This is a genomic window from Segnochrobactrum spirostomi (assembly GCF_009600605.1).
Lineage (GTDB): Bacteria > Pseudomonadota > Alphaproteobacteria > Rhizobiales > Segnochrobactraceae > Segnochrobactrum > Segnochrobactrum spirostomi.
Genome location: NZ_VWNA01000001.1, coordinates 3,258,523 through 3,282,341 on the forward strand (window position 1 = coordinate 3,258,523; position 23,819 = coordinate 3,282,341).

16 protein-coding genes and 1 pseudogene are annotated in these 23,819 nt (G+C 69.8%); 8 read left to right on the forward strand and 9 right to left on the reverse strand.

The window, feature by feature from the left end; genetic code table 11:
- The first annotated feature begins 165 nt into the window (after positions 1-165).
- The 3 genes from alaS to F0357_RS14780 all read left to right on the forward strand — a co-directional run bounded on the left by alaS (position 166) and on the right by F0357_RS14780 (position 5,723).
- A complete protein-coding gene (alaS, locus tag F0357_RS14770; protein WP_153483371.1) occupies positions 166-2,841 on the forward strand; it encodes an alanine--tRNA ligase in 2,676 nt (891 codons plus the stop codon).
- 987 nt (positions 2,842-3,828) lie between these two features.
- A complete protein-coding gene (locus F0357_RS14775) occupies positions 3,829-5,217 on the forward strand; it encodes a porin (protein WP_153483380.1) in 1,389 nt (462 codons plus the stop codon).
- Positions 5,218-5,504: 287 nt separating this feature from the next.
- The gene (locus F0357_RS14780; protein WP_153483382.1) at positions 5,505-5,723 is read left to right on the forward strand and encodes a DUF2093 domain-containing protein; all 219 of its coding nucleotides are present in this window, start codon (positions 5,505-5,507) and stop codon (positions 5,721-5,723) included.
- On the opposite strand, the gene lpxK is transcribed toward F0357_RS14780, so the two are convergent.
- The 6 genes and pseudogenes from lpxK to F0357_RS14810 form a co-directional block, all read right to left on the reverse strand.
- Complete coding sequence (gene lpxK, locus F0357_RS14785; RefSeq protein WP_246161472.1) at positions 5,702-6,745, reverse strand: tetraacyldisaccharide 4'-kinase; 1,044 nt, start codon at positions 6,743-6,745, stop codon at positions 5,702-5,704. The genes F0357_RS14780 and lpxK overlap by 22 nt on opposite strands.
- An 829-nt stretch (positions 6,746-7,574) precedes the next feature.
- Positions 7,575-8,177 (reverse strand): annotated as a pseudogene (locus F0357_RS25515) (3-deoxy-D-manno-octulosonic acid transferase); the annotation flags it as partial.
- On the reverse strand, positions 8,149-8,742 hold the full coding sequence (locus F0357_RS14795) for a lysophospholipid acyltransferase family protein (RefSeq protein ID WP_312861606.1): 594 nt from the start codon (positions 8,740-8,742) through the stop codon (positions 8,149-8,151). The gene F0357_RS14795 and the pseudogene F0357_RS25515, both read right to left, overlap by 29 nt.
- A gap of 143 nt (positions 8,743-8,885) precedes the next feature.
- Positions 8,886-9,146, reverse strand: coding sequence for a DUF4170 domain-containing protein (locus F0357_RS14800; protein ID WP_153483390.1), 261 nt, complete (start codon positions 9,144-9,146; stop codon positions 8,886-8,888).
- A gap of 155 nt (positions 9,147-9,301) precedes the next feature.
- Positions 9,302-10,120: a 3'(2'),5'-bisphosphate nucleotidase CysQ gene (locus tag F0357_RS14805; protein ID WP_153483394.1), complete on the reverse strand. Its 819-nt coding sequence runs from the start codon at positions 10,118-10,120 to the stop codon at positions 9,302-9,304.
- Positions 10,107-11,483 (reverse strand): TldD/PmbA family protein, encoded by a 1,377-nt coding sequence (locus F0357_RS14810; RefSeq protein ID WP_153483398.1) that lies wholly within the window; start codon positions 11,481-11,483, stop codon positions 10,107-10,109. The genes F0357_RS14805 and F0357_RS14810 overlap by 14 nt, the downstream gene beginning before the upstream one ends.
- Positions 11,484-11,760: 277 nt before the next feature.
- On the opposite strand from F0357_RS14810, the gene F0357_RS14815 reads away from it, so the two are divergent.
- Together F0357_RS14815 and F0357_RS14820 are read left to right on the forward strand one after the other, a co-directional pair.
- Complete coding sequence (locus F0357_RS14815; RefSeq protein WP_153483400.1) at positions 11,761-12,354, forward strand: DUF6101 family protein; 594 nt, start codon at positions 11,761-11,763, stop codon at positions 12,352-12,354.
- 101 nt (positions 12,355-12,455) lie between these two features.
- On the forward strand, positions 12,456-12,938 hold the full coding sequence (locus F0357_RS14820; protein ID WP_208948352.1) for a cupin domain-containing protein: 483 nt from the start codon (positions 12,456-12,458) through the stop codon (positions 12,936-12,938).
- A 70-nt stretch (positions 12,939-13,008) separates the two neighbouring features.
- Here the strand turns inward: F0357_RS14820 and ubiA are convergent, their stop codons facing one another.
- Entirely contained in the window at positions 13,009-13,938 is a 930-nt protein-coding gene (gene ubiA / locus F0357_RS14825) for a 4-hydroxybenzoate octaprenyltransferase (RefSeq protein WP_153483405.1), read from the reverse strand.
- Positions 13,939-14,167: 229 nt separating this feature from the next.
- Here ubiA and purD point away from each other — a divergent pair, with 229 nt between their 5' ends.
- The gene (gene purD, locus F0357_RS14830) at positions 14,168-15,451 is read left to right on the forward strand and encodes a phosphoribosylamine--glycine ligase (RefSeq protein ID WP_153483409.1); all 1,284 of its coding nucleotides are present in this window, start codon (positions 14,168-14,170) and stop codon (positions 15,449-15,451) included.
- An 18-nt stretch (positions 15,452-15,469) separates the two neighbouring features.
- Here purD and F0357_RS14835 read toward each other — a convergent pair whose 3' ends face one another.
- Entirely contained in the window at positions 15,470-16,441 is a 972-nt protein-coding gene (locus F0357_RS14835) for an alpha/beta fold hydrolase (protein ID WP_153483413.1), read from the reverse strand.
- Between the two features lie 152 nt (positions 16,442-16,593).
- Here F0357_RS14835 and F0357_RS14840 point away from each other — a divergent pair, with 152 nt between their 5' ends.
- The gene (locus F0357_RS14840; RefSeq protein WP_153483416.1) at positions 16,594-17,064 is read left to right on the forward strand and encodes an Hsp20 family protein; all 471 of its coding nucleotides are present in this window, start codon (positions 16,594-16,596) and stop codon (positions 17,062-17,064) included.
- 273 nt (positions 17,065-17,337) lie between these two features.
- On the opposite strand, the gene F0357_RS14845 is transcribed toward F0357_RS14840, so the two are convergent.
- Positions 17,338-18,396, reverse strand: coding sequence for a threonine aldolase family protein (locus tag F0357_RS14845; RefSeq protein WP_153483419.1), 1,059 nt, complete (start codon positions 18,394-18,396; stop codon positions 17,338-17,340).
- A 536-nt stretch (positions 18,397-18,932) separates the two neighbouring features.
- On the opposite strand from F0357_RS14845, the gene gltB reads away from it, so the two are divergent.
- Complete coding sequence (gene gltB, locus F0357_RS14850; protein ID WP_246161474.1) at positions 18,933-23,708, forward strand: glutamate synthase large subunit; 4,776 nt, start codon at positions 18,933-18,935, stop codon at positions 23,706-23,708.
- Positions 23,709-23,819: the final 111 nt, after the last annotated feature.

A 23,819-nucleotide genomic window follows, 5' to 3' on the forward strand; every position in this document is an offset into this window, starting at 1 on the left:
GGGCGCGGTGCGGCCGCGCGACGATCGTCGTTAACCTCTTGCTGGCGACGGGATGACAGAAGCCGGCGCGCCCGCTAAAACCCGCGGCGGACCGCCTTTTCCAGGCGACGAACGAGCGATTGCGAGCCGGAGCGATCTCCGGCTGTTTGGGAGCGCATTTTTCCGATGAGCGGCGTCAACGAGATCCGATCGGCCTATCTCGACTTCTTCGCCAAGGCCGGTCACGAGGTGGTGCCCTCAAGCCCGCTGGTGCCGCGCAACGACCCGACCTTGATGTTCACCAATGCCGGGATGGTGCAGTTCAAGAACGTCTTCACCGGTCTCGAGACGCGCGCCATCCCCCGCGCCGCCACGTCGCAGAAGTGCGTGCGCGCCGGTGGCAAGCACAACGATCTCGACAATGTCGGCTACACCGCCCGGCACCACACCTTCTTCGAGATGTTGGGCAACTTCTCGTTCGGCGACTATTTCAAGGAGCGCGCGATCGAGCTCGCCTGGACCCTCGTCACGCGCGAGTTCGGCCTGGCGAAAGACAAGCTCCTCGTCACCGTCTACCACGAGGACGAGGAGGCGGCGGGCCTCTGGAAGCGCATCGCCGGTCTCTCGGACGACCGTATCATCCGGATTGCCACGAGCGACAATTTCTGGGCGATGGGCGACACCGGTCCGTGCGGCCCCTGCTCGGAGATCTTCTACGACCACGGTCCCTCGATCCCGGGCGGTCCTCCCGGCTCGCCGGACGAGGACGGCGACCGCTTCATCGAGATCTGGAATCTCGTCTTCATGCAGTTCGAGCAGGTCGCGCCGGGCGAGCGCATCGCCCTGCCGCGCCCCTCGATCGACACCGGCATGGGCCTCGAGCGCATCGCCGCCGTGCTCCAGGGCGTGCACAACAATTACGAGATCGACCTGTTCCGCGCGCTGATCGCCGCCTCGGAGGATGCGACCGGCGTCGCCGCGCAGGGGGCCAACCTCGCGAGCCACCGCATCATCGCCGACCATCTGCGGGCCTCGAGTTTCCTCATCGCCGACGGCGTTCTGCCGTCGAACGAGGGCCGCGGCTACGTCCTGCGGCGCATCATGCGCCGCGGCATGCGCCACGCCCACCTGCTCGGTGCCCGCGAGCCGCTGATGTGGCGCCTCGTGCCGGCGTTGGTGCGCGAGATGGGCCGCGCCTATCCGGAACTCCTGCGCGCCGAGCCGATGATCGCGGAGACGCTGCGTCTCGAGGAGACCCGCTTCCGCCGCACGCTGGAGCGCGGCCTCACCCTGCTCGAAGACGCGACCCGCACCCTCGTGCCCGGCGCCGCCCTCGACGGCGAGACGGCGTTCCGTCTCTACGACACCTATGGTTTCCCGCTCGATCTGACCCAGGACGCGCTCAAGGCGCGCGGCATCGGCGTCGATCTCGGCGGCTTCGAGACCGCGATGGAGCGCCAGCGCGCCGAGGCCCGTGCCGCGTGGGCGGGGTCCGGCGAGGCGGCGACCGAGACCGTCTGGTTCCAGCTCAAGGAGCGCCTCGGCGCGACGGAGTTCCTCGGCTACGAGACCGAGCGTGCGGAAGGCGTCGTCTCGGCGCTCGTGGTGGAGGGCCGCGAGGTCGCCGCCATCGAGGCGGGCGGCACCGGCTACGTCGTGCTCAACCAGACGCCGTTCTACGGTGAATCGGGCGGCCAAGTGGGCGATGTCGGCCACCTGATCGGCGCCGGCGTCGAGGCGGTCGTCACCGACACCCAGAAGCGGGCCGGCGGCGTCTTCGTCCATGCGGTGCGCGTCGAGCGCGGCAGTCTGGTGCCGGGGGCGGCCCTCGAACTCGTCGTCGATGGTCGCCGCCGCGGCGCCATCCGGGCGAACCATTCGGCGACCCATCTCCTGCACGCGGCGCTGCGCACCGTGCTCGGCGACCACGTCGCCCAGAAGGGCTCGCTGGTGGCGCCGGACCGGCTCCGCTTCGACTTCTCCCATCCGCTGCCGATCAGCGACGAGGACATCGAGCGCATCGAGGCGCTGACGAACGAGGTCGTTTTGCAGAATGCGCCGGTGACGACCCGGCTGATGGCGGTTGACGACGCCATCGGGTCCGGCGCCATGGCGCTGTTCGGCGAGAAATATGGCGACGAAGTGCGCGTCGTCTCGATGGGCGAGACCCCGCGCGACGGGGCGACCGGCCCGAACAATCACGGCGGCGTCTTCTCGGTCGAGCTCTGCGGCGGCACCCACGTGCGCCGCACCGGCGACATCGGCGTCGTCACCCTCGTCTCCGAAGGCGCGGTCGCGGCCGGCGTGCGCCGCATCGAAGCCCTGACCGCCGATGCCGCCCGCCGGCATTTCCAGGAGCAGGAGCGGCGCCTCAAGGCCGTCGCGAGCGCGATCAAGGCGCCGGTCGGCGAAGTCGCTGATCGCGTCGCCGCGCTTGTGGACGAACGCCGCAAGCTCGAGCGCGACCTCGCCGACGCCCGCCGCAAGCTCGCCCTCGGCCAGGGCGGCGGCGACGCGCCGACGCCGGTGCGCGAGATCGGCGGCGTGAAGCTCGTCGCCCGCGTGGTGACGGGCATCGCGCCGAAGGACCTCAAGGGCCTCGCCGACGAGAGCAAGAAGACGGTCGGCTCCGGCATCGTCGCCCTCGTCGGCGTCGGCGAGGACGGTAAGGCGGCGGTCGTCGTCGCGGTGACCGACGATCTCACCGACCGTTTCGACGCGGTGGCTTTGGTGCGGGCCGGGTCGGAAGCCCTCGGCGGCAAGGGTGGCGGCGGTCGCCGCGACATGGCCCAGGCCGGTGGTCCCGATGGAGCCAAGGCCGATGCCGCGCTCGCGGCGATCGAGGCGGCGCTCGCCGCCTGATCGCGACCGTCGCGGTCGGCTCCCTCTTCAAGCGCCGAGAACGGCCGGCCGGTCCCTCCGGCCGGCCGTCGTCGTGATCGGGGCCACTCCTTCGCAGCGCACCGGCGCGGGTCGGTCCGGCCGTGCCAGGGGGCGCGTCGGCGGTTCGGATCGGCAACGGGCGCCGTGCGTTCTCTTGTCATCCTCCCGTAGTCATCGGGCTCTAGAGAACGCTCCATTGCGCCGCGACGGCGCCTTGCCCGCCGTCTATCGAAGCGCGCGCATCGCGTCTGAGTTGAGGGGCTGTCGCAGGCATGCCGCGTTCGGCGCCCCCGCAGAGGGGCGCATGGCCGGGGCGCCGGGCGAGATGCCCTCGCGGAACAGTCTCCGTGAGGCCGCCCGCAGACAAGCGGCGCGCGCGCTCTCGCCGATGCGTCCGGGCAACGGACATTTCCGAACATGTCTGGAAGCGTGACCGGCCGGTGCCGACGGGTATCCGGCGGCGCGGCAAAGGTCATTCGCGGGGCCGCCGGAGGGCGTCCGCTGATCGCCGGGCGGCCTTCGAATCGTCGCAGCTTTGCCCGGCTCCGGGCCGGAACGCGGCCAATTCCGCCAAAATCAACCCTTTCTTAACCGGCAGCCGCGGCGTCTGGGGCTCGCCGATGCCTTGGTTTATTAACAGCGTGTTAAAGTCGGAGCCGTTCCAGAGGGGGGTGGCGGGCGAATTTGTTGCTGGCCCGCAACAGTGCTCGCGGAAGGTCGCTTTCGAAGCCGCAACCGCCGCCTTTGCGATTGAACGCGAAGTCTCCCTCGGTATGGTCGTTTTCAGCGGAAGCGGTTCGCGGAAGCGCTTATGCGGTCTTGGCGGTCAGACCCGCCGGTCTGGTTGGAACGGCAAGCGCCAGATCGCCAAGCGCGTGTAAGTCAAGGCAACAGCGTAGACGTCAAGCGGCTTCGGCCGGGCGGCGGACACGGAATGCCAAAAACGAAACGAATGGAGATCATCACATGAAGATCAAGGGCTTCGTCCTTGGCGTTGCGGGTGCCCTCGCTGCCGTGACCGGCGCGCAGGCCGCCGACCTCCCGGCTGCTCCGGCTGCTCCGGAGCCGGTTGACTACGTTCGCGTCTGCGACGCGTTCGGCACGGGCTTCTTCTACATCCCCGGCACCGAGACCTGCATGAAGATCTCGGGCTACCTGCGCGCCGAGTACGACGTTGGGATCACCAACGGTTCGGCCGGTGGCCTGACCAACAGCTCGTGGGGCGGTGGCGCTGCGCAGCAGGGTGGCAACTGGTCCGACCGCGACGCGAACACCTATCGCTTCCGCGCTCGCGCCAACGTCCGCTTCGACACCCGCACCAACACCGAGTTCGGTCTGCTGCGGACCTACACCGAAATCAACTTCCAGAACGACAACTCCTCGTACTCGTCGGATCTGGATAAGGCCTACATCCAGTTCGGTGGCCTGACCTTCGGTCGCGCCCAGTCGATGTTCGACTTCTACACCGGCGTTGGCTACAACTCGATCTTCGAGCCGGCCCACTCCGACACCACCACCAACCTCGCCGCTTACACCTTTGCCTTCGGCAACGGGTTCTCGGTCACGGGTTCGGTCGAAGACACCAACGCTCGCCGTTCGTCGCTCGGTTACGTCACTGGCGCCAGCTACGACCCGTCGACCGGCGTGATCGATCTGACCGGTGCCACGCCGTCCGGCGACGGTTACGGCGGCACCCGCGTGCCGGACGTGGTCGCCAACTTCCGCATGGATCAGGGTTGGGGTTCGGCCCAGATCATGGCTGCCGGCCACCAGGTGTGGACCAGCACCGCGGTCAACTCGGGCGCCGGCATCGCTGACGGCGTTGTGACCTCGACCTCGACCAACAGCAAGTACGGCTTCGCCGTCGGCGCTGGCGTGACGGTCAACCTGCCGTTCCTCGCGGCTGGCGACACCTTCAACCTGCAGGGCGCCTACGCCCAGGGCGCGGTTTCCTACACCGCTCCGCAGTCGACGATCGTGTGGCACGACAACGCTGGTGGCAGCTACTACACCACCGGTATCCCGGACGGCTTCGTGAACCCGGTGTCGGGCGAGCTCGAGCTGACCCAGTCCTGGTCGGTTGCGGCTGGCATCCAGCACTTCTTCACCCCGCAGGTCTATGCGGCGATCGACGGTTCGTACTTCGGCTCGCAGGTTGACCTGCCGGGCGCGGACAACACCCAGATCAACAACTGGAACCTGACCGGCACCGTCGGTTACACCCCGGTTGCCGGCCTGGAGTTCGGTGCGGCGCTCGAATACCTCAACACCAGCGCCAACAACAGCGACCTGAACGGCATCGTGAAGAGCGACAACCAGCTCATCGGTCTGGTTCGCGTTCAGCGCAGCTTCTGATCGGATCTCCGATCGGTTCGAGGGAGCCCGGCGTAAGCCGGGCTCTTTTCGTTTTGGGGTGTCGTCCTGAAGAATGGCAGCGGCGTGCGCCATCGGCCGCCCGGCGCGCGAGGTGCCCGCGGGTCCGCCGAGCTAGCGCGAGATCCCGCCGGCTTACCGGCCGACCAAGGCAGCCGTTGTAAGCCGGACAGAATGGGGTTGACGCGGCCGCGCTGCGGCGCGGGCGACTGGTGTCGACGGGCAGAAACGCCTAAATAGGGCGCGACATCCGATCCGAGGCGAATGCCATGAACCGCTATGAATCCCCCCGCTCAGGCGGCGAGGCCAAGATCCGCTATCTCGACGGTGATTATCAGGTGCTGACGCCGGGCGCGTTCGTGCGCTGTGCCGTGACCGGCCTGCCGATCCCGCTCGACGAACTGCGTTATTGGAACGTCGATCGCCAGGAAGCCTATCTCGACGCCGCGACGGCGCTGAAGCGCCATCAGGAACTGGCGCGCGCCTGATTCCGTTGCTCCGCCCGCGCGAGCGCGCCGGAGAGAAGCGCCGTCAGGGCGGCCGCGTCCTCGCCGAGATCGAGCGCGACATCGAGAATCAAGACCATGCGGGCGAGGCGTCCGAGGGCGCCCGACGATTCCTCCCGGGCTGCAACCGCGACGGCGCCGGCCCTCCGCGACGGACGGGAGGCGATGCCCTCCGGACGGCCTTGTCCTTGCGCCGGTTCCCCTGTGACAGGCAGCGCGGGCAGCCGCGCGCCGTCCTTCGCCGTCGTCAGCGGAACAGCGGCCTCGGACGCGCAGAGCGAAAGCAGATCCGCGGCGTCTTTCTCCGTGAAGGCGTGATGATCGGGAAAGGGACGCGTGGCGGCGATGATCGCGCCCGTCTTCCGAACGCTGTCGAAGAATTTCTCCGGCCGTCCGATTCCGGCGAAGGCGACGACGCGACGTCCGGCGAGGTGCGCTGGGTCTCGGGGCACGAGGTGGCCTGCGAAGCGCGGCGTACGGTGCGCGGTGAGCGCCGCGTCGAGGTGCGCGAGCGCCGGGGCCGGATCTCCGATCACCAGCACGGCATCGGCTCGGTCGAGCTGGACGGGCAGGGGGGCCCGCAGCGGCCCGGCCGGAATGCAGCGCCCATTGCCGATGCCGAAGCCGCCGTCCACCACCACGATCGAGAGATCCTTGGCGAGGGACGGGTTCTGAAAGCCGTCGTCCATCACGATGAGGTCGCCGAGCGTCGAGGCCAATACTGCGCCGGCCGGCCGGTCGCGGGACACCACGGTCGGCGCCGCGGCGGCGAGCAGGAGCGGCTCGTCGCCGACATCGGCGGCATCGTGCCGCGCCGGATCGACGGCGAGCGGGCCCGCCTCCCGTCCGCCATAGCCGCGGCTGAGGAAGACGGGACGGCGGCCGAGTTCCCGGGCGATGCCGGCGATGAGGAGGGCGGTCGGCGTCTTGCCGGCGCCGCCGGCGACGAAATTGCCGATGCAGACGACCGGCACCGCCGCGCGGGCGCGCGGCGGCCTCGTCATGCGTCGTGCGCTCATGCATCCGAAGACGGCGCCGATGGGCGCGAGAAGGGCGGCTTCGAGGCCGGCCGGCTTTCCCCAGAAAGCCGGGGCGCGCCTCATGACGCGGACTCGGCGGCGGGGGAGGCTGTCGGGGGGCAGGGAGAAAACGGTCGATGACGCGCAGCGTCCGGCCGACGCTGCCGGCGTGCTCGTCGAGCACGGCGGTGGCGAGCGCGACGGTCGCCTCGGCCTGGCTCGGATTGTCCATCAGCGTGGCGACGGCGCGGGCGAGCATCTCGCCGTCCTCGACCGAGGTGAGACCGCCGGCGGCGGCGAGATCGGCATAAATGGTGCGGAAATTGGCGACGTGCGGGCCGACTACCACCGCTGCGCCAAGCCGGATCGGCTCGATGGGGTTGTGGCCGCCGTTCGCGACCAGCGAGCCGCCCATGAAGGCGATCGGGGAGAGCTTGTAGAAGAGGCCGATCTCGCCGATCGAATCGGCGACGTAGAAGCGGGTGTCGGGCGTGATGCGATCGCCGCGGGAGCGCAGCGCGACGCTCACACCAGACCCGGACGGGTCGAGCCGCTCGGCGATGGCCGGCCCGCGCTCCGGGTGGCGCGGAACCACGAAGGTGACGAGGTCGCCACGGCGCGCGGCGAGCCGGGCATGGGCGACGGCGACGAGATCCTCTTCGCCGCCATGGGTGCTCGCGGCGACCCAGCGTGGGCGGTTGCCGAGCATTTCTTCGAAGCGGCGCAATTCCGCTTCGTCGACCGGGGGCGGCGCGACGTCGAATTTCAGATTGCCGGAGACGTAGACTTCGCCGACGCCGAGGTCGGCGAAGCGCTGGCCGTCGGCATTGGTCTGGGCGAGGCAGGCGGAGAGGGCGCCGAACAGGCCGCGGGCGGTCTGCCGCCAGCGCCGCCAGCCGGCATGGGAGCGCGCCGAGAGCCGCCCGTTGACGACGATGCGGGGAATGTCCCGCCGGCGCAGCTCGTCGATCGTCGCCGGCCAGATCTCGGACTCGACGAAGAGGGCCGCCTGCGGCCGCCAATGGTTGAGGAAGCGATTGATGTAGGGCGCGACGTCGAGCGGAACGAACTGGTGGAAGGCGCCGGTGGGTAGCCGGTCGGCGGCAATCCGGGCCGAGGTGACGGTGACGGTGGTGGCGAGCACCTGATAGCCTCGGGCGGTCAGGGCACCCACCAGCGGCAGTGCGGCGGTGATTTCGCCGACGCTTGCGGCGTGCACCCAGACGAGCGGCCCCTCGCGGCGCAGCAGGCTTGCGTGGCCGAACCGTTCCCGCCGGCGCGCTGGGTCCTCCTTGCCGTGCGCCGTGCGCACCGCGAGCAGCACCTTGAGGGCCGGGCGTCCGATCGAGCCGGCCCAGCGCCAGAGCGGGATGAGGGAGGGCGACATGTCAGCCATGGCGCCTGTCGACGAGTTCATGAGCCCGTGCCGTTACCGCATCGAGTCCGGCGGCGACGGCCTGCCGGACGGCTTCGCGCTCGGTCTCGTCCTTCGGCGGGGGAATCAGATCCCCGAGCACGATGGCGCAGCGGCCGAACGGAAGGTTGAGGGTGGACTTGTCCCAGGTGTCGAAGTCTCGGCGGCGGCTGGAGGCGAACGCGATCGGCATGATCGGACGGCCCGAGCGCTCGGCGAGCTGCACGATGCCGTCGCCGACCACGCGTGAAACCTTCGGCACGTCCGCCGTCAACGCCACCGATCCTCCCTCCCTCAGGGCACGCAGCACTTCGAGAAAGCCCCGCACGCCGCCCCGTTTCTTGATCTCACGGGCATTGCGCCCGCCGGAAGCCCGGATGAGCCCCATACCGAGCCGTTTGGCCGCCACCGCGTTGATCTCGCCGTCGACGGACCGGGAGATCATCACCCGGACGTCCCAGCCCTTCGGACGCACGAACGGCGCCATGAAATGCTGCCCGTGCCACATCGCGACCAGAACCGGGAGATCCGGCCTGATTCGGTCGTAACAATCGGGCGGATCGTACACGACCTTGTTGGTTCGCCAGACGAAGACGAGCCAAGCCGCCAGCAATTCACCGATCAGGCGGCGGATCCACTCCGCCCGGCCGACTTTCTTCAGCATCCGCGGTCCGAGGTCCGATCGAAGGCGTCGCGCTTAATCGGGCACGATCAATCGTGCTTCGGATCGAGCAGCCGATGCATGTGGACGACGAAATAGCGCATCAGCGCATTGTCGACCGACGCCTGTGCCTTGGACTTCCAGGCTTCGCGGGCGCTCGCATAATCGGGGAAGATGCCGACCACGTCGAGCTTTGACAGATCGCGGAATTCGGTGCTGTCGAGGCTCTTCAATTCGCCGCCGAAGACGAGGTGGAGGAGCTGCGGCTTGTCGGATGCTTCGGACGCGGGGGAGGAAGACGCGGGAGACATGGGGGACGAGCCTCGGATCGATGGTTCACGCGTGACGAGATGGAGACCCCGGCGCGCTTGGGATGCCGGGACGTCCACGCTGTAGCAGCATCATCGCCGCGCCGGAAGCGCGAGGATGAACCGGGCGCGCGCGGGAGCGCGGCCGGACGGCCCGATCAGGTCGGGAGCGGGGCGTCGTCGCGGCTGAAGGCGGCGAAAAGCGCGGTCAATTCCCCGTGGAGCCTGCCCCCGGCGGCGACGAGCGGCGGATGGCTCACGTCACGGCGATTGTAGCGCACCGGTTCGCCGTCGAGGTTGGAGAGCCGCCCGCCGGCCTCATGCACGATGAGGTCGGCGGCCGCGATGTCCCAGTCGCAGGCCCGGCTCGAGGCCGCAGCGGCGTCGATGCGGCCGGCCGCGACCAGCGCGAGGCGATAGGCGAGGGAATGGACGAAGCCGACGGTCTCGATGCCGGCGGCCTTCACCGAGGCCGCGCGGGAAAAGCCGCTCGGCGCGGCGAGACGGCACCCGACGAGGCTCGCATCCGTCCGCACCGCAAGGGGCGTGTCGTCGAGGCGGGCGCCGCCGCCCCGTTCGGCGACGAACATCTCGTCGGTCACCGGGCAATAAAGTGCGGCGGCGAACGGGCGGCCGTCCTCGACGACGGCGAGGCTGATGGTCCAGTCCGGCTTGCCGGCGATGAAGGCGCGGGTGCCATCGATCGGGTCGACGACGAAGACGCGGCGGCGTGCGAGCCGTTCGTCGTCGTCCTTGCCCTCTTCGGACAGCCAACCGTAGCCTGGTCGGGCGGGGCGCAGCGCCTCGGCGACGAAGCGATCGACCGCGAGGTCGGCCTCGGTCACCGGCGAGGCGTCCGCCTTGGTGAACACTTGCGGATCGCGCTGGAAGAAGCCGAGCGCGAGCGCGCCCGCGGCGCGAGCGGTTTCGGCGAGCAGGGCGGCGTCGGCGCTCGGTAGGGAATCAGCGTCCGGCAACGGTCAGTCCCTCGATGGCGATGGTGGGCGCGTTGGCGGCGAAGCGCAGCACGAGATCGTCGGCCGGCCGCGCCCGGGCGAACATCTCGGGCAGTCGGCCGGCGATCGTCACTTCGCTCACCGGATAGGCGATCTCCCCGTTCTCGATCCAGAATCCGGCAGCACCGCGGCTATAATCGCCGGTGATGAGATTTGCGCCCGATCCGATGAGATCGGTGACGTACAAGCCGGTTCCGATCTCCTTGAGAAGGGCCGCGGGGCTGATCGTCCCGGCTTCCAAGGTGAGGTTGGTGGTGCCGGGCGAGGGGCCGCCGATGCCGCGCGAGGCGCGCCCGTTGCTCTGAAGGCCGAGCTCCCGGGCGGTCGCCGAATCGAGCAGCCATTGGGTCAGCACGCCGTCCTCGATGAGGGCGAACGGTTCGGAGGCGAGCCCTTCGCCGTCGAAGGGCCGCGAGCCGAGGCCGCGGGGCCGCATCGGGTCGTCGGTGATGCGCAGGCCCGCCGCGAAGATGCGCTCGCCGAGCCGCTCCTTCAGAAACGACGTGCCGCGGGCGATCGCCGCGCCGTTCACGGCGCCCGCGAGGTGGCCGATCAGGCTCGTCGAGACGCGCGGATCGTAGACGACGTTGGTGATGCCGGTCGCGACCTTGCGCGGCCCTACGCGCTTCACGGCGCGCTCGCCGGCGCGCCGGCCCACGTCTTCGGCGGGCTCGAGGTCGGAGGCGTGGATCGCCGCGCTCGACCACCAATCCCGCTCCATGCCGGTGCCCTCGCCGGCGATCGCTGTCATCGAGCGGCTGTGGCGCGTGCCGATATAAGAAGCCGAGAAGCCGCCGGAGGTGACGAGCACCAGCCCGCCGCGGCTCCAGCCGGCCGAGGCGCCGCTCGACCGGGTGACGCCGGGCACGGCAAGCGCCGCAGCCTCGGCGGCGAGCGCGATCTCGGTCAGGGCCTCGACGCTCGGCTCGGTCGGATCGACGAGATCGAGCGCGGCGATGCGGGCGGCGACCGTCGCGGCGTTCGCAAGGCGATCCGCCGGCGCGAGCCCGGCGTACGGATCTTCCGGCGCCGCCTTCGCCATCGCCACGGCGCGTTCGGCGAGCGGGCGGGGATCGTCGAGCCGGTTGGCGGAGACGGTGGCGACGCGGCGGCCGACGAAGACGCGAAGGCCGAACTCGTCGCCCTCCGAGCGCTCGCTCTCCTCCACCTTGCCGTCGCGGACGCTGACGCCGAGCGCGATGCCGCGCACGACGACCGTATCGGCGGCATCGGCGCCGGCGCGGCGCGCGGCTTCGACGAGGTCGGCGGCGGCGGTCTCGATGTCTTTCGGGGCGGACGCGGTCGTGTGGGACGCGGCTTTCATAGGAGCACTCCGGTTCCTGCCTGATCTACGGTCGCGACGAGGCCGCGGCAAGGCGGACCGGCGCCGCAGACGGCGTTTCGGCGTCGAGCCCCTCGAATGCTCCGCACCGCTTTGACCCTTTCCTAACCCTCCGATCGTCGAGACGGGGCGAACGGACCCGCCGGAGGGGGTGAACGGCCCCGCGTTAAGATTCTCGACAAGGGAGAGGCCTAGGGTTCGGTCAACGGGCGCTGCGGGGCTGGCGCCGGACTGTGAAGACGACGACGAGGAGAGGCCGATGAACGGGCAGGGTCAGGCCGGCGCCACTTGGACGGGCTCCATTCCCATGTCCATTTGGGCGGAGACGGCGATCCGCACGGCCGACGGCGACCGGACCGGGCCGCGGTTCAAGGATCGTATCTTGGGGGTCGGCGGCGACGGCGCCGCGATCTATCTCGACACCACCCGCGCGCTCATCAAGCGTCGGGTCGCCGGGCTGCCCCAGGACGTGCTGCCGCTTTCGACCTTCGCCGGCGTCGCGGCGCGCTTCGATGCCGAGGCGGAGATCGTGCGCCTCGAGCTCGTCCATCCCGATCCCTCGATGACCGTTCCGCTCGACAGCGTGGTCGACCTCGACCGTGCGGCGCGGCTCTGGCAGCAATGGTCGAAGGTTCTCGAGCTGCCGATGATGATCTTCGAGGCCGACGGCACGCTGGTGCCGGCGCCGCTCGACGACCGCACCCGCCTGCCGCGGCCGCCGGCGTCGCGCCGGTTCGGCCGCGCCACCACCCGCCGCCGGCCGACCATCGGCTGGAAGCGCGGCAAGTCGGTTGTGCGCCGCGCCGACGCACCGGTTCATCGCGGCGAGCGCGAGATCATCGCGCGCACCTGACACGGCGCGATCGTCGACCGAGCGCGCCGTAAATTTCGCAGCGCTCGCACGCTCTCCTGCGCTACCATTCCGGGCAAAACGACCTCGGGATGGAGACGGCGGTGAAGAAGACAACGCTTCTCGCGTTCATCGTGCTCGCTGCGGCGCCCAGGGCGGGTGTCGCAGGGGACGACGTCATCAACGGCGAACCGGTGCCGTTCAAGCCCGCCCCGGCGGAGTCGACGCTTCTCATGCGCCATGTCGAGGGCGGCACAGAATATGTGGTGTTCCGCAGCGCGCGCGGGCCGGGCCTGCGGTCCCCCATCCACCGCCACACCTCTCCCGCCTATAGCTGCGTCGTCGAAGGTGAGGCGACGGTCTACATGGAGGGCAGCGCGCCGCACCGCTACGTCGCCGGCGAATGCTTCTGGATGCCTTCGGGCGTGCGGATGGCGAACGTGAACACCGGCTCGAAGCGGGTCGTCCTCTACGACAATTTCAGCCTGCCGGTCGGCACGCCTTATTGGCAGATCGACGAGGACATGGCGAAACACCTCGACCACCAATGGGACGCGCCCAAGACGGCACCCAAGACGACGCCTTGAGGTGCGACGCCATGAGGTGCGACGCCATGCGGTTCGACGTGCCGGAGCGGGCGGGGGACGGCCGTCGTCGTCAGAGCCCGCGGATGACGATGTCGAGGAGAAGGCCGGCGAAGGGCATCCAGCCGGCGGTGCGGTTCGACTTGAAGAGCCGTAGGCAGAGATCCGGATCGTCGATGTCGAGCCGGACGATCTGCCAGCCGAGTTGCACGGCGAACGCCGCGAGCCCGACGAAGGCGAATGGGCCCGCATCCACCATCACGAACGATGCCCCCATCAGGATCACCGCCGCGGCGTAGAGGCCGGCGAGCCACGGCTTGGTGCGCTGCCCGAACAGACGGGCGGTCGATCGCACGCCGACGATGGCGTCGTCCTCGCGATCCTGGTGGGCGTAGATGGTGTCGTAGCCGATCGTCCAGGCGATGGCCGCCCCGTAGAGGAAGAAGGCCGGCGCATCGAGCCGGCCGAAGGTGACGGCCCAGCCCATCAGGCCGCCCCAGGAAAAGGCGAGGCCGAGCACGGCCTGCGGCCAGTCGGTGACGCGCTTGGCGAACGGATAAGCGGCGACCACGAGCAGCGAGCAGAGCCCGGTGACGATCGCGAAGCGGTTGAACTGCAGAAGCACGATCAGCCCGACGATCGCCTGGACGAATAGGAAGACGGCGGCCCGCCGCGCGCTCACCTGACCGCTCGGGATCGGCCGCGACCGGGTGCGAGCCACTGCCGCGTCGATCTTGCGGTCGACGATGTCGTTGTAGGTGCAGCCGGCCCCGCGCATCGCCACCGCGCCGACCAGCATCAAAGCGAGGTGCCAGAGGTTCGGCAGGGCGTGCCCGGCGGCGAGATCGGCGAGGGCAACTGACCACCAGCACGGCCACAGCAACAGCCACCAGCCGATCGGACGGTCCCAGCGCGCGAGGCGCGCATAAGGCCGCACGAAGGGCGGCGCCCAGCGGTCCACCCAATTGCCGCGGGCGGCATCGGCGACGGCATCCCCGGTCATGTTATCCTCGCGGCAGAGGCCGCCGGAGCGATCGGGCGGCGACCGCGGTTCTGACACGGGCGCGCCCGAGCGTCCAGTTGGCGGACCGGCTGTACCCTTCTGCTCCACGCGGCGGCGCGAGAGCTATGCGTTTCCGCGCGTCGGGCTTGCGGTGCCGGCTGTTCGCAAGTCTTCCCGCGCGTGCTACACGACCCAAGCTTATTTTGGGTACCAGCGGACATTCGAGCTCATGAACGTGCTTCTGATCGGTTCCGGTGGGCGTGAGCACGCGCTCGCCCGCAAGATCACCGAATCGGCACTTCTCACCCGCCTATACGCCGCCCCCGGCAACCCCGGCATCGCCGAGGTGGCGAAGCTCGTGCCGCTCGACGTCGGCGACAACGACGCGGTGCTCGCCTTCTGCCGGGAGGCTTCGATTGGGCTCGTGGTGATCGGGCCGGAGGCGCCGCTCGTGGGCGGGCTCGTCGATGTCCTCGAGGCCGCGGGCATCAAGGCGTTCGGGCCGAGCCGCGCCGCCGCCCAGCTCGAGGGCTCCAAGGGCTTCACCAAGGATCTCTGCGCCCGCGCCGGTATTCCGACCGCCGCCTATGCCCGCTTCTCCGATGCCGCCGCCGCCCACGCCTACCTCGACACGGTCGGCGCGCCGATCGTGATCAAGGCCGACGGTCTCGCCGCCGGCAAGGGCGTCGTCGTCGCCGAAACGCTCGCCGAGGCGCGCGCCGCCATCGATGCCTGCTTCGACGGGACCTTCGGGGCCGCCGGTGCCGAGATCGTCATCGAGGAAAAGCTTGTCGGCGAGGAGGCGAGCTTCTTCGCCCTCTCCGACGGCATCAACGTCGTGCCCTTCGCCACCGCTCAGGACCACAAGCGCGCCTATGACGGCGACACCGGCCCGAACACCGGCGGCATGGGCGCCTATTCGCCCGCCCCGATCGTGACCGACGCCGTCGCCGAGCAGGTGATGGCCGAGATCGTGCGGCCGACCATCGCGACGCTCGCGGCCGAGGGCACGCCGTTCCGCGGCGTGCTCTATGCGGGCCTGATGCTGACCGCCGACGGTCCGAAGCTCATCGAATACAATGTCCGCTTCGGCGATCCGGAGTGCCAGGTGATCCTGTTGCGCCTGCGCAGCGACCTGCTCGCGACCCTTCTCGCGGTGGCCTCGGGCACGCTCGCCGCTGAGGCGCCGCTCGAATGGCGGCCGGAGACGGCGCTCACCGTCGTCATGGCGGCGAAGGGCTATCCCGGGACGCCGGAAACCGGCACGCCGCTCGGCGACCTCGATGCGGCCCAGGAGGCGGCGCCGGGCGTCGCCGTGTTCCAGGCCGGCACGCGGCTGCTCGACGGCCGTCTCGTCGCGGCGGGCGGGCGCGTCCTCAATGTCTGTGCGCTCGGCGCGGGCGTCGCCGAGGCCCGCGATCGGGCCTATGCCGCGGTCGCCGAAATCCGCTGGCAGGGCGGCTTCTATCGGCGCGACATCGGCATGCGCGCACTCGCCAACACCGCCGGCTGACGCGCCGAAGGTCGGCCGTCACGCCGTGAAGGCGTCGAACGCCGCCCAGAATCGGGCGCGCAGGGCGTCGGTTTCCTGAAGCACCTCGTGCCGCGCACCCTCGATCACGAGGGCGTTCCCTTTCGGAATCCGGCCTGCCGCGGCGAGCGCCCGTGGCGTCGAGACGATTCGCTCCTCGCCCGCGGCGACGACGAGCGCGGGGATCCGGCATTGCGCCAGCCCGTCCGCCCCCGCGAGCCGCCGGATGCCGTCGCGCATCGCCTTCAACCAGTGATAGGTCGGCGGCCCGATCCTGAGCGCCGGCTCCGCCATGAAGATCGCCCGGGTGCGCTCGAAGCGCGCCGCGTCGTGGGTCAGGGCGTTGGTCTCGAAGGTGCGGTGGTCGATGTTGGTGTTGACCGGCCGCCGCCCGAGGCCCGCCGCCATCAGAAGCGCGAGGAGGGCGCCGACGGGCGCGCTCGTGAGATCGACCGCGGTGAGGCCGAACATCGGTGCCGTGGCGATCACCCGGGCGAGGCCGGTCGTATCCCGCGCCGCGGCGCCGAGGGCGACCGTGCCGCCGGTCGAGTGGCCGAGGAGGGTGAAAGGCTCGGGTAGCCCGGCCCGCCGCACGGCCGAGAGCACGAGCCCGACATCCTCGACATAATCCTCGAAGCGGCCGACATCGGCGATGAGCGGGTCGGGATAGAGGCGGCCCGAGCCGCCCTGGCCGCGCAGATCGAACCCGGCGACGGCGAAGCCCCGCGCCCGCAGGTCGCCGACCGTCTCGAAATATTTCTCGATCGCCTCGGCGCGGCCCTGGACGACGAGCACCGTGCCGCGCGGTGATACGACGGTCGCCGGCCAGAACGCGGCGCGCAGGGGCACCCCGCCGCAGCCTTCGACGACGGCGACCTGCGCGCCCTCCGGCACCGGGTTTTGCGGCAGTTCGACGAGGCGGTCGAGCGCGCCGCGCCGGCCCCCGGGGCCGATCGGAACGAGCCTGCTCATCGGCGCCGCGCCCCCTCTTGACGGCCGAAAGGGGCATTCCCATCTCGATGACAGCGGACGCCGAACGGGTCCGCGCGACGACCGGCCTCCCGGCCCGATGCGGCGGGAACACGGCCGTCATTCCGCAAACCGTTGCTCCCTAGGAGGACATCATGCGTCATTTCGATCTGAGCCCCCTCTATCGTTCGACTGTCGGTTTCGATCGCCTGTTCCAGGCCATCGACCAGCTGTCCGGCCCCGATGCCGGCGCGCCGGCCTATCCGCCCTACAATATCGAGCGCACCGGCGAAAACGCCTACCGCATCACCATGGCGGTGGCGGGCTTCTCCGACCAGGACATCTCCATCGAGGTGCGTGAGAACGGCCTGACCGTGAAGGGCGAGAAGGCTGCCGAGACCGACGAGGGCCGCGCCGTGCTTTATCGCGGCATCGCCTCCCGCGCTTTCGAGCGCCGCTTCCAGCTCGCCGACTACGTCGTCGTGAAGGCCGCGAGCCTCGAGCACGGCCTCCTGCACATCGACCTCGTGCGCGAGATTCCGGAAGCCCTGAAGCCGCGCACCATCGCCATCACGACCCCGGCCAACACCTCGAAGCAGATCGAGGCGAACGCCGCCGCGGCGTAAGGCGTTGGGCGGCGGGGGTGTTGCTCCGGGGCGTCTCGCCCGGGGCTTCACCCCACCCCGCCGCTGCGCGGCGACCCTCCCCCTCCAGGGGAGGGTGCCGGCGCCTTTTTTCGGGATAGGGCGGACTGATACAGAAACGGCACCAAACCCTCCCCTGCCAGGGGGAGGGTCGCCGGCGCGGCCGGCGGGGTGGGGTCCCTTTGCCCCGAGCAAGCCTCTGAGAAGAAAAAACACCATCAGGCGCCCCAGGTCCCCCGGGGCGCCTCTTTCGTGTCAGCCTGCCGCGACGGCGAGGAATTGGTCGACCTCTTCCGCCGTCGTGCTGAAGGCGGTGACGAGGCGGATCATGGTCTCCTTGCCGTGCACCGGCAGGGCGTCGCCGTGGAGGCCGTCGGTGCCCCATTCGTAGAAGCGGGCGCCCGCCGCCTCGAGGCGCGCCACGGTCGCCACCGGCAGAATCGGAAAGATCTCGTTCGCCTCCGGCTCCCAGGCGAGCCGGGCGCCTGGCACGGAGCGCAGGCCCTCGGTCAGTCGGGCCGCCATCGCGTTGGCGTGGCGGGCGAGATCGAGCCACAGGCCGTCCTTCAGGAGCGCGCTGAACTGCGCCGAGATGAATCGGCTCTTGGAGAAGAGGTGGCCGGCCCGCTTGCGCAGATAGGGAATCTCGGCCGCGCGATCGGGATCGAACACCACGATCGATTCCGCCGCCCAAGCGCCGACCTTCGTGAGGCCGAACGAGAGCAGATCGACGCCGGCGCGCCAGGTCAGGTCGGCCGGCGACACGCCGAGGCGGGCGACGGCGTTGGCGAAGCGCGCGCCGTCCATGTGGAAGGTCAGCCCGTGGGCGTGTGTGACGCCCGCGATCGCCGCGACCTCGGTGGGCGTATAAAGGGTGCCGAGCTCGGTAGCCTGGGTGATCGAGACCGCCGTGACCCGGCCGTGATGGACGTTCGCCGGGCCGAAGCGCTCCAGGGTCGCGGCGAGCGATCCGGCATGAATCTTGCCCCGATCGCCCTGAATTCCAACCAGCCGCGCCCCGCCGGTCAGGTAGAGGGGCGCGTTGCACTCGTCGGTGACGATATGCGCGGCTTCGTGACAGAAGACGGCGGCGCCGGGGGGCGTCACGGAGGCGAGCGCCAAGGAATTGGCGGCGGAGCCCGTCGCGACGTAGAACACGGCGACCTCGCGCTCGAACAAGGCGGAGATCTGGGCGGTGGCGGCGGCGGTCGCCTCGTCGTCGCCATAGGCGGTGGCGAAACCGCCGGCGGCGGCGGCGAGCGCGGACGAAACGGCGTCCGGCACGCCGGCCCAATTGTCGGAAGCGAAGTGCATGGAAGGCGGGGCCGTTGGCTGATGCGGGGGCCGCCAGTCTCGCGCGGGCGGGGCGGGAGCGCAATCCGGTTCGCGCAAGGGACCGCAGGGCGGTGCTCCGACGCGCCGAAGAGCGCGCTCGCGCATATTTTATGCGCGGAGCAGGGTTGCGGAGCCCTCTTTAGACATGGTCTTGCCCTCAATGTCGTTTTCTGGCAGGTTGCGGCCGCTGTAAAAGGACAGGGATGCTGCCCCATTTCTCGGGGGCTTACGGCAGCCGGCGCGACGGACCGTTGGATCCCGCCGCCGGCCCGGAAAGCGGGGTGGCGGGAAACGGCCAGACCGGCGGCCGACGGCGACCATATGCGCTCCGCGCTACGGTCCACGCTCCGCCGCCGCACGGAATTTGATCTGTTCAAAGCAGTCCGGGCCGACCACAATCGGCCCGACTTCGGACATGGCCGCGACCGGTTGATGCCGGCCCGCGGGGTCGTGTCATGCGCATGCGGCCGGCCGGCCGTACGATGAGGACTGAAGCAAGCAAGGGAGCTCGCGAGATGAGCGAGAGCTTAGAAGGCATGGGATCGTTCGGTGGTTCGTTCGGCGTGGCGGCTCGTGCCACGACGAAAGCGAACGCCGCGACGAATCCGACGCCGAAAGCTCCGCGAGCGCGAGCTACGGAGACGGCGGCGCGCGTTTCGCTCGCCGCCGACCTCGCCGAGCGCGGCCTCTATCGCCCGGATCGCGAGCGCGACGCTTGCGGCGTCGGCTTCATCGCCGACATGAAGGGGCGCAAGAGCCACTCCATCGTCGCCCAGGGCCTCGAAATCCTGCGCAACCTCGAACACCGCGGCGCGGTGGGCGCGGACCCGCACATGGGCGACGGCGCCGGCATCCTGATGCAGATCCCGCACCGCTTCTTCGCCGAAGAGGCGGAGGCGCTCGGCTTCCGTCTGCCGGAGCCCGGCCATTATGCGGTCGGCTACGTCTTCCTCCCCCACGAGGAAGCGGCGCGGAAGCATTGCGAGCAGGTGATCGAGCGCGTCGTCGCCGAAGAGGGACAGGTGCTGCTCGGCTGGCGCGACGTGCCGGCCGATCGCGGCTGCCTGCCCGACAGCGTGCTCGCGAGCGAGCCGGTGCACCGTCAGGTCTTCATCGGCCGCGGCGCCGGACTCGACGAGGACGGCTTCGAGCGCCGCCTGTTCGTCGTCCGCAAGGTGATCTCCAACATCATCTACAAGGACCTCGGCGCCTCCCAGGGCGAGGCGGAGGGCTTCTACGTCGTCTCGCTGAGCTGCCGCACCGTCGTCTACAAGGGCATGTTCCTGTCCTGGCAGCTCGGGGCCTATTACAAGGACCTGTCGGACCCGCGCGTCGAGTCCGCGCTCGCCCTCGTGCATCAGCGCTTCTCGACCAACACCTTCCCGTCGTGGAAGCTCGCCCATCCCTACCGGATGGTCGCCCACAACGGCGAGATCAACACGCTGCGCGGCAACGTCAACTGGATGGCGGCGCGTCAGGCTTCGGTCGATTCCGAACTGTTCGGCAACGACATCTCGAAGCTGTGGCCGATCTCCTATGAGGGCCAGTCCGACACCGCCTGCTTCGACAACGCGCTCGAATTCCTCGTGCAGGGCGGCTATTCGCTGCCCCACGCGGTGATGATGCTCGTGCCGGAGGCGTGGGCGGGCAACCCGCTCATGGACGAGGAGCGGCGCGCCTTCTACGAGTACCACGCCGCCGTGATGGAGCCGTGGGACGGGCCGGCGGCGATCGCCTTCACCGACGGCCGCCGCATCGGCGCGACCCTCGATCGCAACGGCCTGCGGCCCGCGCGCTATCTCGTCACCGACGACGGCCTCGTCGTGATGGCGTCCGAGATGGGCGTGCTGCCGATCGCCGAGGAGCGGATCGTCACCAAGTGGCGGCTGCAGCCGGGCAAGATGCTCCTGATCGATCTCGAGCAGGGCCGCATCGTCTCGGACGAGGAGATCAAGGCGGAACTCGCCCGCGCCAACCCCTACAAGGCGTGGCTCGGGCGCACCCAGCTCGTGCTCGAGGACCTGCCGCCGGTGCACCCGCGGCCGGCGCGCGCCGACGTGTCGCTGCTCGATCGCCAGCAGGCGTTCGGCTACACCCAGGAAGACCTCAAGCTCCTGATGGCCCCGATGGCGGTCACCGGGCAGGAAGCGGTCGGCTCCATGGGCACCGACACGCCGATCTCGGCGCTCTCGGACAAGCCGAAGCTGCTCTTCACCTACTTCAAGCAGAACTTCGCCCAGGTCACGAACCCGCCGATCGACCCGATCCGCGAGGAGCTCGTGATGAGCCTCGTCTCGTTCATCGGGCCGCGGCCGAACCTGTTCGACCTCAAGGGCCTGTCGAAGCGCAAGCGCCTGGAAGTGCGGCAGCCGATCCTGACCAACGAGGATCTCGAGAAGATCCGCGCCATCGGGGACGTCGCCGAGAACCATTTCCAGACCCGCACCCTCGACATCACCTACGGCGTCGAGCGCGGCGCGGCGGGCATGGAGGACGCGCTGGTGCGCCTCTGTGAGCGCGCCGAGGCGGCGGTTCACGGCGGCTACAACATCATCATCCTGTCCGACCGCATGGTCGGGCCGGACCGGATCCCGATTCCGGCACTGCTCGCCACCGCCGGCGTGCACCATCACCTGATCCGCAAGGGCCTCAGGACCTCGGTCGGCCTCGTCGTGGAAACCGGCGAGCCGCGCGAGGTGCACCATTTCTGCGTGCTCGCGGGCTACGGCGCCGAGGCGATCAACCCCTACCTCGCCTTCGAGACCCTCACCGCCATGAAGGGCCAGTTCCCGGCCGGCGTCGAGGAGAAGGAGATCGTCTACCGCTACATCAAGGCGATCGACAAAGGCGTCCTCAAGGTGATGTCCAAGATGGGCATCTCCACCTACCAGTCCTATTGCGGCGCGCAGATCTTCGACGCGGTCGGGCTGAAGGAAGCCTTCGTCGACACCTATTTCTTCGGCACGGCGACCACCATCGAGGGCGTCGGGCTCGAGGAGATCGCCGAGGAGGCGGTGCGGCGCCATCGCGCGGCGTTCGGCGACGATCCGGTGCTGCGCACCGCGCTCGACGTCGGCGGTGAATATGCCTACCGCCTGCGCGGCGAGGTGCACATGTGGCAGCCGGACGTCGTGGCGACGCTCCAGCACGCCGTGCGCACCGATTCGCTCGAGCGCTTCCGCGCCTATACCCGGATGGTCGACGAGGAGACCGCCCGCTACGCGATCCGCGGCCTCATACGGCTCAAGGCGGCCGGTGAGGTGGGCGCGACCCGCATCGCCCTCGACGAGGTCGAGCCGGCGGCGGAGATCGTCAAGCGCTTCGCCACGGGCGCCATGTCGTTCGGCTCGATCAGCCGCGAGGCCCACACCACGCTGGCGCTCGCGATGAACCGGATCGGCGGCCGCTCCAACACCGGCGAGGGCGGCGAGGAGGCGGAGCGCTTCCTGCCGCTGCCGAACGGCGATTCGATGCGCTCTGCGATCAAGCAGGTCGCCTCGGGCCGGTTCGGCGTCACCGCGGAATATCTTGTCAACGCCGACCAGATCCAGATCAAGATGGCGCAGGGTGCCAAGCCCGGCGAAGGCGGCCAATTGCCCGGCCACAAGGTGGACGCGACCATCGCCAAGGTCCGTCACTCGACCCCGGGCGTCGGCCTCATCTCGCCGCCGCCGCACCACGACATCTATTCGATCGAGGATCTCGCCCAGCTCATCTTCGACCTGAAGAACGTGAACCCCTACGCGGACATCTCGGTGAAGCTCGTCTCCGAGGTCGGCGTCGGCACGGTCGCGGCGGGCGTCGCCAAGGCGCGCGCGGACCACATCACGATCTCGGGCTATGACGGCGGCACCGGCGCGTCCCCGCTCACCTCGCTGAAGCATGCCGGCTCGCCCTGGGAGCTCGGTCTCTCCGAGGCGCACCAGACGCTGGTCGCCAACGGCCTGCGCTCGCGTGTCGTGCTCCAGGTCGACGGCGGTCTCCGGACCGGCCGCGACGTCGTTATTGGCGCCCTGCTCGGCGCCGACGAGTTCGGCTTCGCGACCGCCCCGCTCATCGCCGCCGGCTGCATCATGATGCGCAAGTGCCACCTCAACACCTGTCCGGTGGGCGTCGCGACCCAGGACCCGGTGCTGCGCAAGCGCTTCAAGGGCCAGCCCGAGCACGTCATCAACTTCTTCTTCTTCATCGCCGAGGAAGTGCGGGAGCTGATGGCGTCGATGGGCTTCCGCCGCTTCGAGGACATGATCGGCCAGGCCCAGATGCTGGACCAGGCGCGGCTCGCCTCGCACTGGAAGGCCCGCGGCATCGATCTCGCTCGCGTCCTGCACAAGCCGGACGCGCCGGACGAGGCGCTGCGCCACACGAGCCGTCAGGAGCACCCAATCGCGACCGTGCTCGACCGGGCCCTCATCGAGGCGGCCAAGCCCGCCCTCGAGGAGCGCCGCCCGGTCGTCATCGAGCACGGCATCGGCAGCGTCGACCGTTCGGCCGGCGCGATGATCTCGGGCGAGGTCGCCCGCCGCTTCGGCCATGCCGGCCTGCCCGACGACACCATCACGGTGAAGCTGAAGGGCACGGCGGGACAGGCCTTCGCCGCGTGGCTCGCCCGCGGCGTGACCTTCGATCTCGTCGGCGAGGCCAACGACTATGTCGGCAAGGGCCTGTCGGGTGGGCGCATCGTGGTGCGGCCGCCGGCGGTCAGCCGGATCGTGCCGGAAGCCTCGATGATCGTCGGCAACACGGTGCTCTACGGCGCGCTCGAAGGGGAGTGCTACTTCCGCGGCGTCGCGGGTGAGCGCTTCGCGGTACGCAACTCGGGCGCCGTCGCGGTGGTCGAGGGCGTGGGCGACCACGGCTGCGAGTACATGACGGGCGGCGTGGTGGTGGTGCTCGGCCAGACCGGGCGCAACTTCGCGGCCGGTATGTCGGGCGGCGTCGCCTATGTGCTCGATCTCGACGGATCGTTCGGCTCGCGCTGCAACCTCGCCATGGTCGATCTCGAGCCGGTGGCCGAGGAGGACGACCTGATGGAGCGCATTCTCCATCATGGCGGCGACCTCGAGCACAAGGGTCGGGTCGACATCACGGCCGACATGACCGGGCACGACGACGAGCGGCTGTGGCAGTTGGTGACCAATCACCACCGCTATACCGGCTCGACGCGGGCCAAGGAGATCCTGGACCACTGGGATCAGTACCGGCCGAAATTCGTCAAGGTGATGCCGGTCGAGTACCGCCGCGCCTTGGTGGAGATGCAGCGCGCCCGCCTCGGCATGGCGGCGGAGTGAGCGCCACGTGATCCCGCCGCCCGGTCCCGGCCGGGCGGCACGACCCCGCAGCGGGCGCCCCCGCGATGTCAGCGCCGAACGGCGCGACGCGAAGACGGGTGCCCGGCCTCC

What these genes read in the sequence shown, in the direction of transcription:
- lpxK (WP_246161472.1), bottom strand. Translation starts at nt 6,745, where the DNA reads ATGACGAGGCCGCCGCGCGCCCGCGCGGCGGTGCCGGTCGTCTGCATC.
- F0357_RS14810 (WP_153483398.1), bottom strand. Translation starts at nt 11,483, where the DNA reads ATGAAAGCCGCGTCCCACACGACCGCGTCCGCCCCGAAAGACATCGAG.
- ubiA (WP_153483405.1), bottom strand. Translation starts at nt 13,938, where the DNA reads ATGACCGGGGATGCCGTCGCCGATGCCGCCCGCGGCAATTGGGTGGAC.
- F0357_RS14840 (WP_153483416.1), top strand. Translation starts at nt 16,594, where the DNA reads ATGCGTCATTTCGATCTGAGCCCCCTCTATCGTTCGACTGTCGGTTTC.
- F0357_RS14775 (WP_153483380.1), top strand. Translation starts at nt 3,829, where the DNA reads ATGAAGATCAAGGGCTTCGTCCTTGGCGTTGCGGGTGCCCTCGCTGCC.
- F0357_RS14845 (WP_153483419.1), bottom strand. Translation starts at nt 18,396, where the DNA reads ATGCACTTCGCTTCCGACAATTGGGCCGGCGTGCCGGACGCCGTTTCG.
- F0357_RS14800 (WP_153483390.1), bottom strand. Translation starts at nt 9,146, where the DNA reads ATGTCTCCCGCGTCTTCCTCCCCCGCGTCCGAAGCATCCGACAAGCCG.
- F0357_RS14815 (WP_153483400.1), top strand. Translation starts at nt 11,761, where the DNA reads ATGAACGGGCAGGGTCAGGCCGGCGCCACTTGGACGGGCTCCATTCCC.
- gltB (WP_246161474.1), top strand. Translation starts at nt 18,933, where the DNA reads ATGAGCGAGAGCTTAGAAGGCATGGGATCGTTCGGTGGTTCGTTCGGC.
- F0357_RS14835 (WP_153483413.1), bottom strand. Translation starts at nt 16,441, where the DNA reads ATGAGCAGGCTCGTTCCGATCGGCCCCGGGGGCCGGCGCGGCGCGCTC.
- alaS (WP_153483371.1), top strand. Translation starts at nt 166, where the DNA reads ATGAGCGGCGTCAACGAGATCCGATCGGCCTATCTCGACTTCTTCGCC.
- purD (WP_153483409.1), top strand. Translation starts at nt 14,168, where the DNA reads ATGAACGTGCTTCTGATCGGTTCCGGTGGGCGTGAGCACGCGCTCGCC.
- F0357_RS14780 (WP_153483382.1), top strand. Translation starts at nt 5,505, where the DNA reads ATGAACCGCTATGAATCCCCCCGCTCAGGCGGCGAGGCCAAGATCCGC.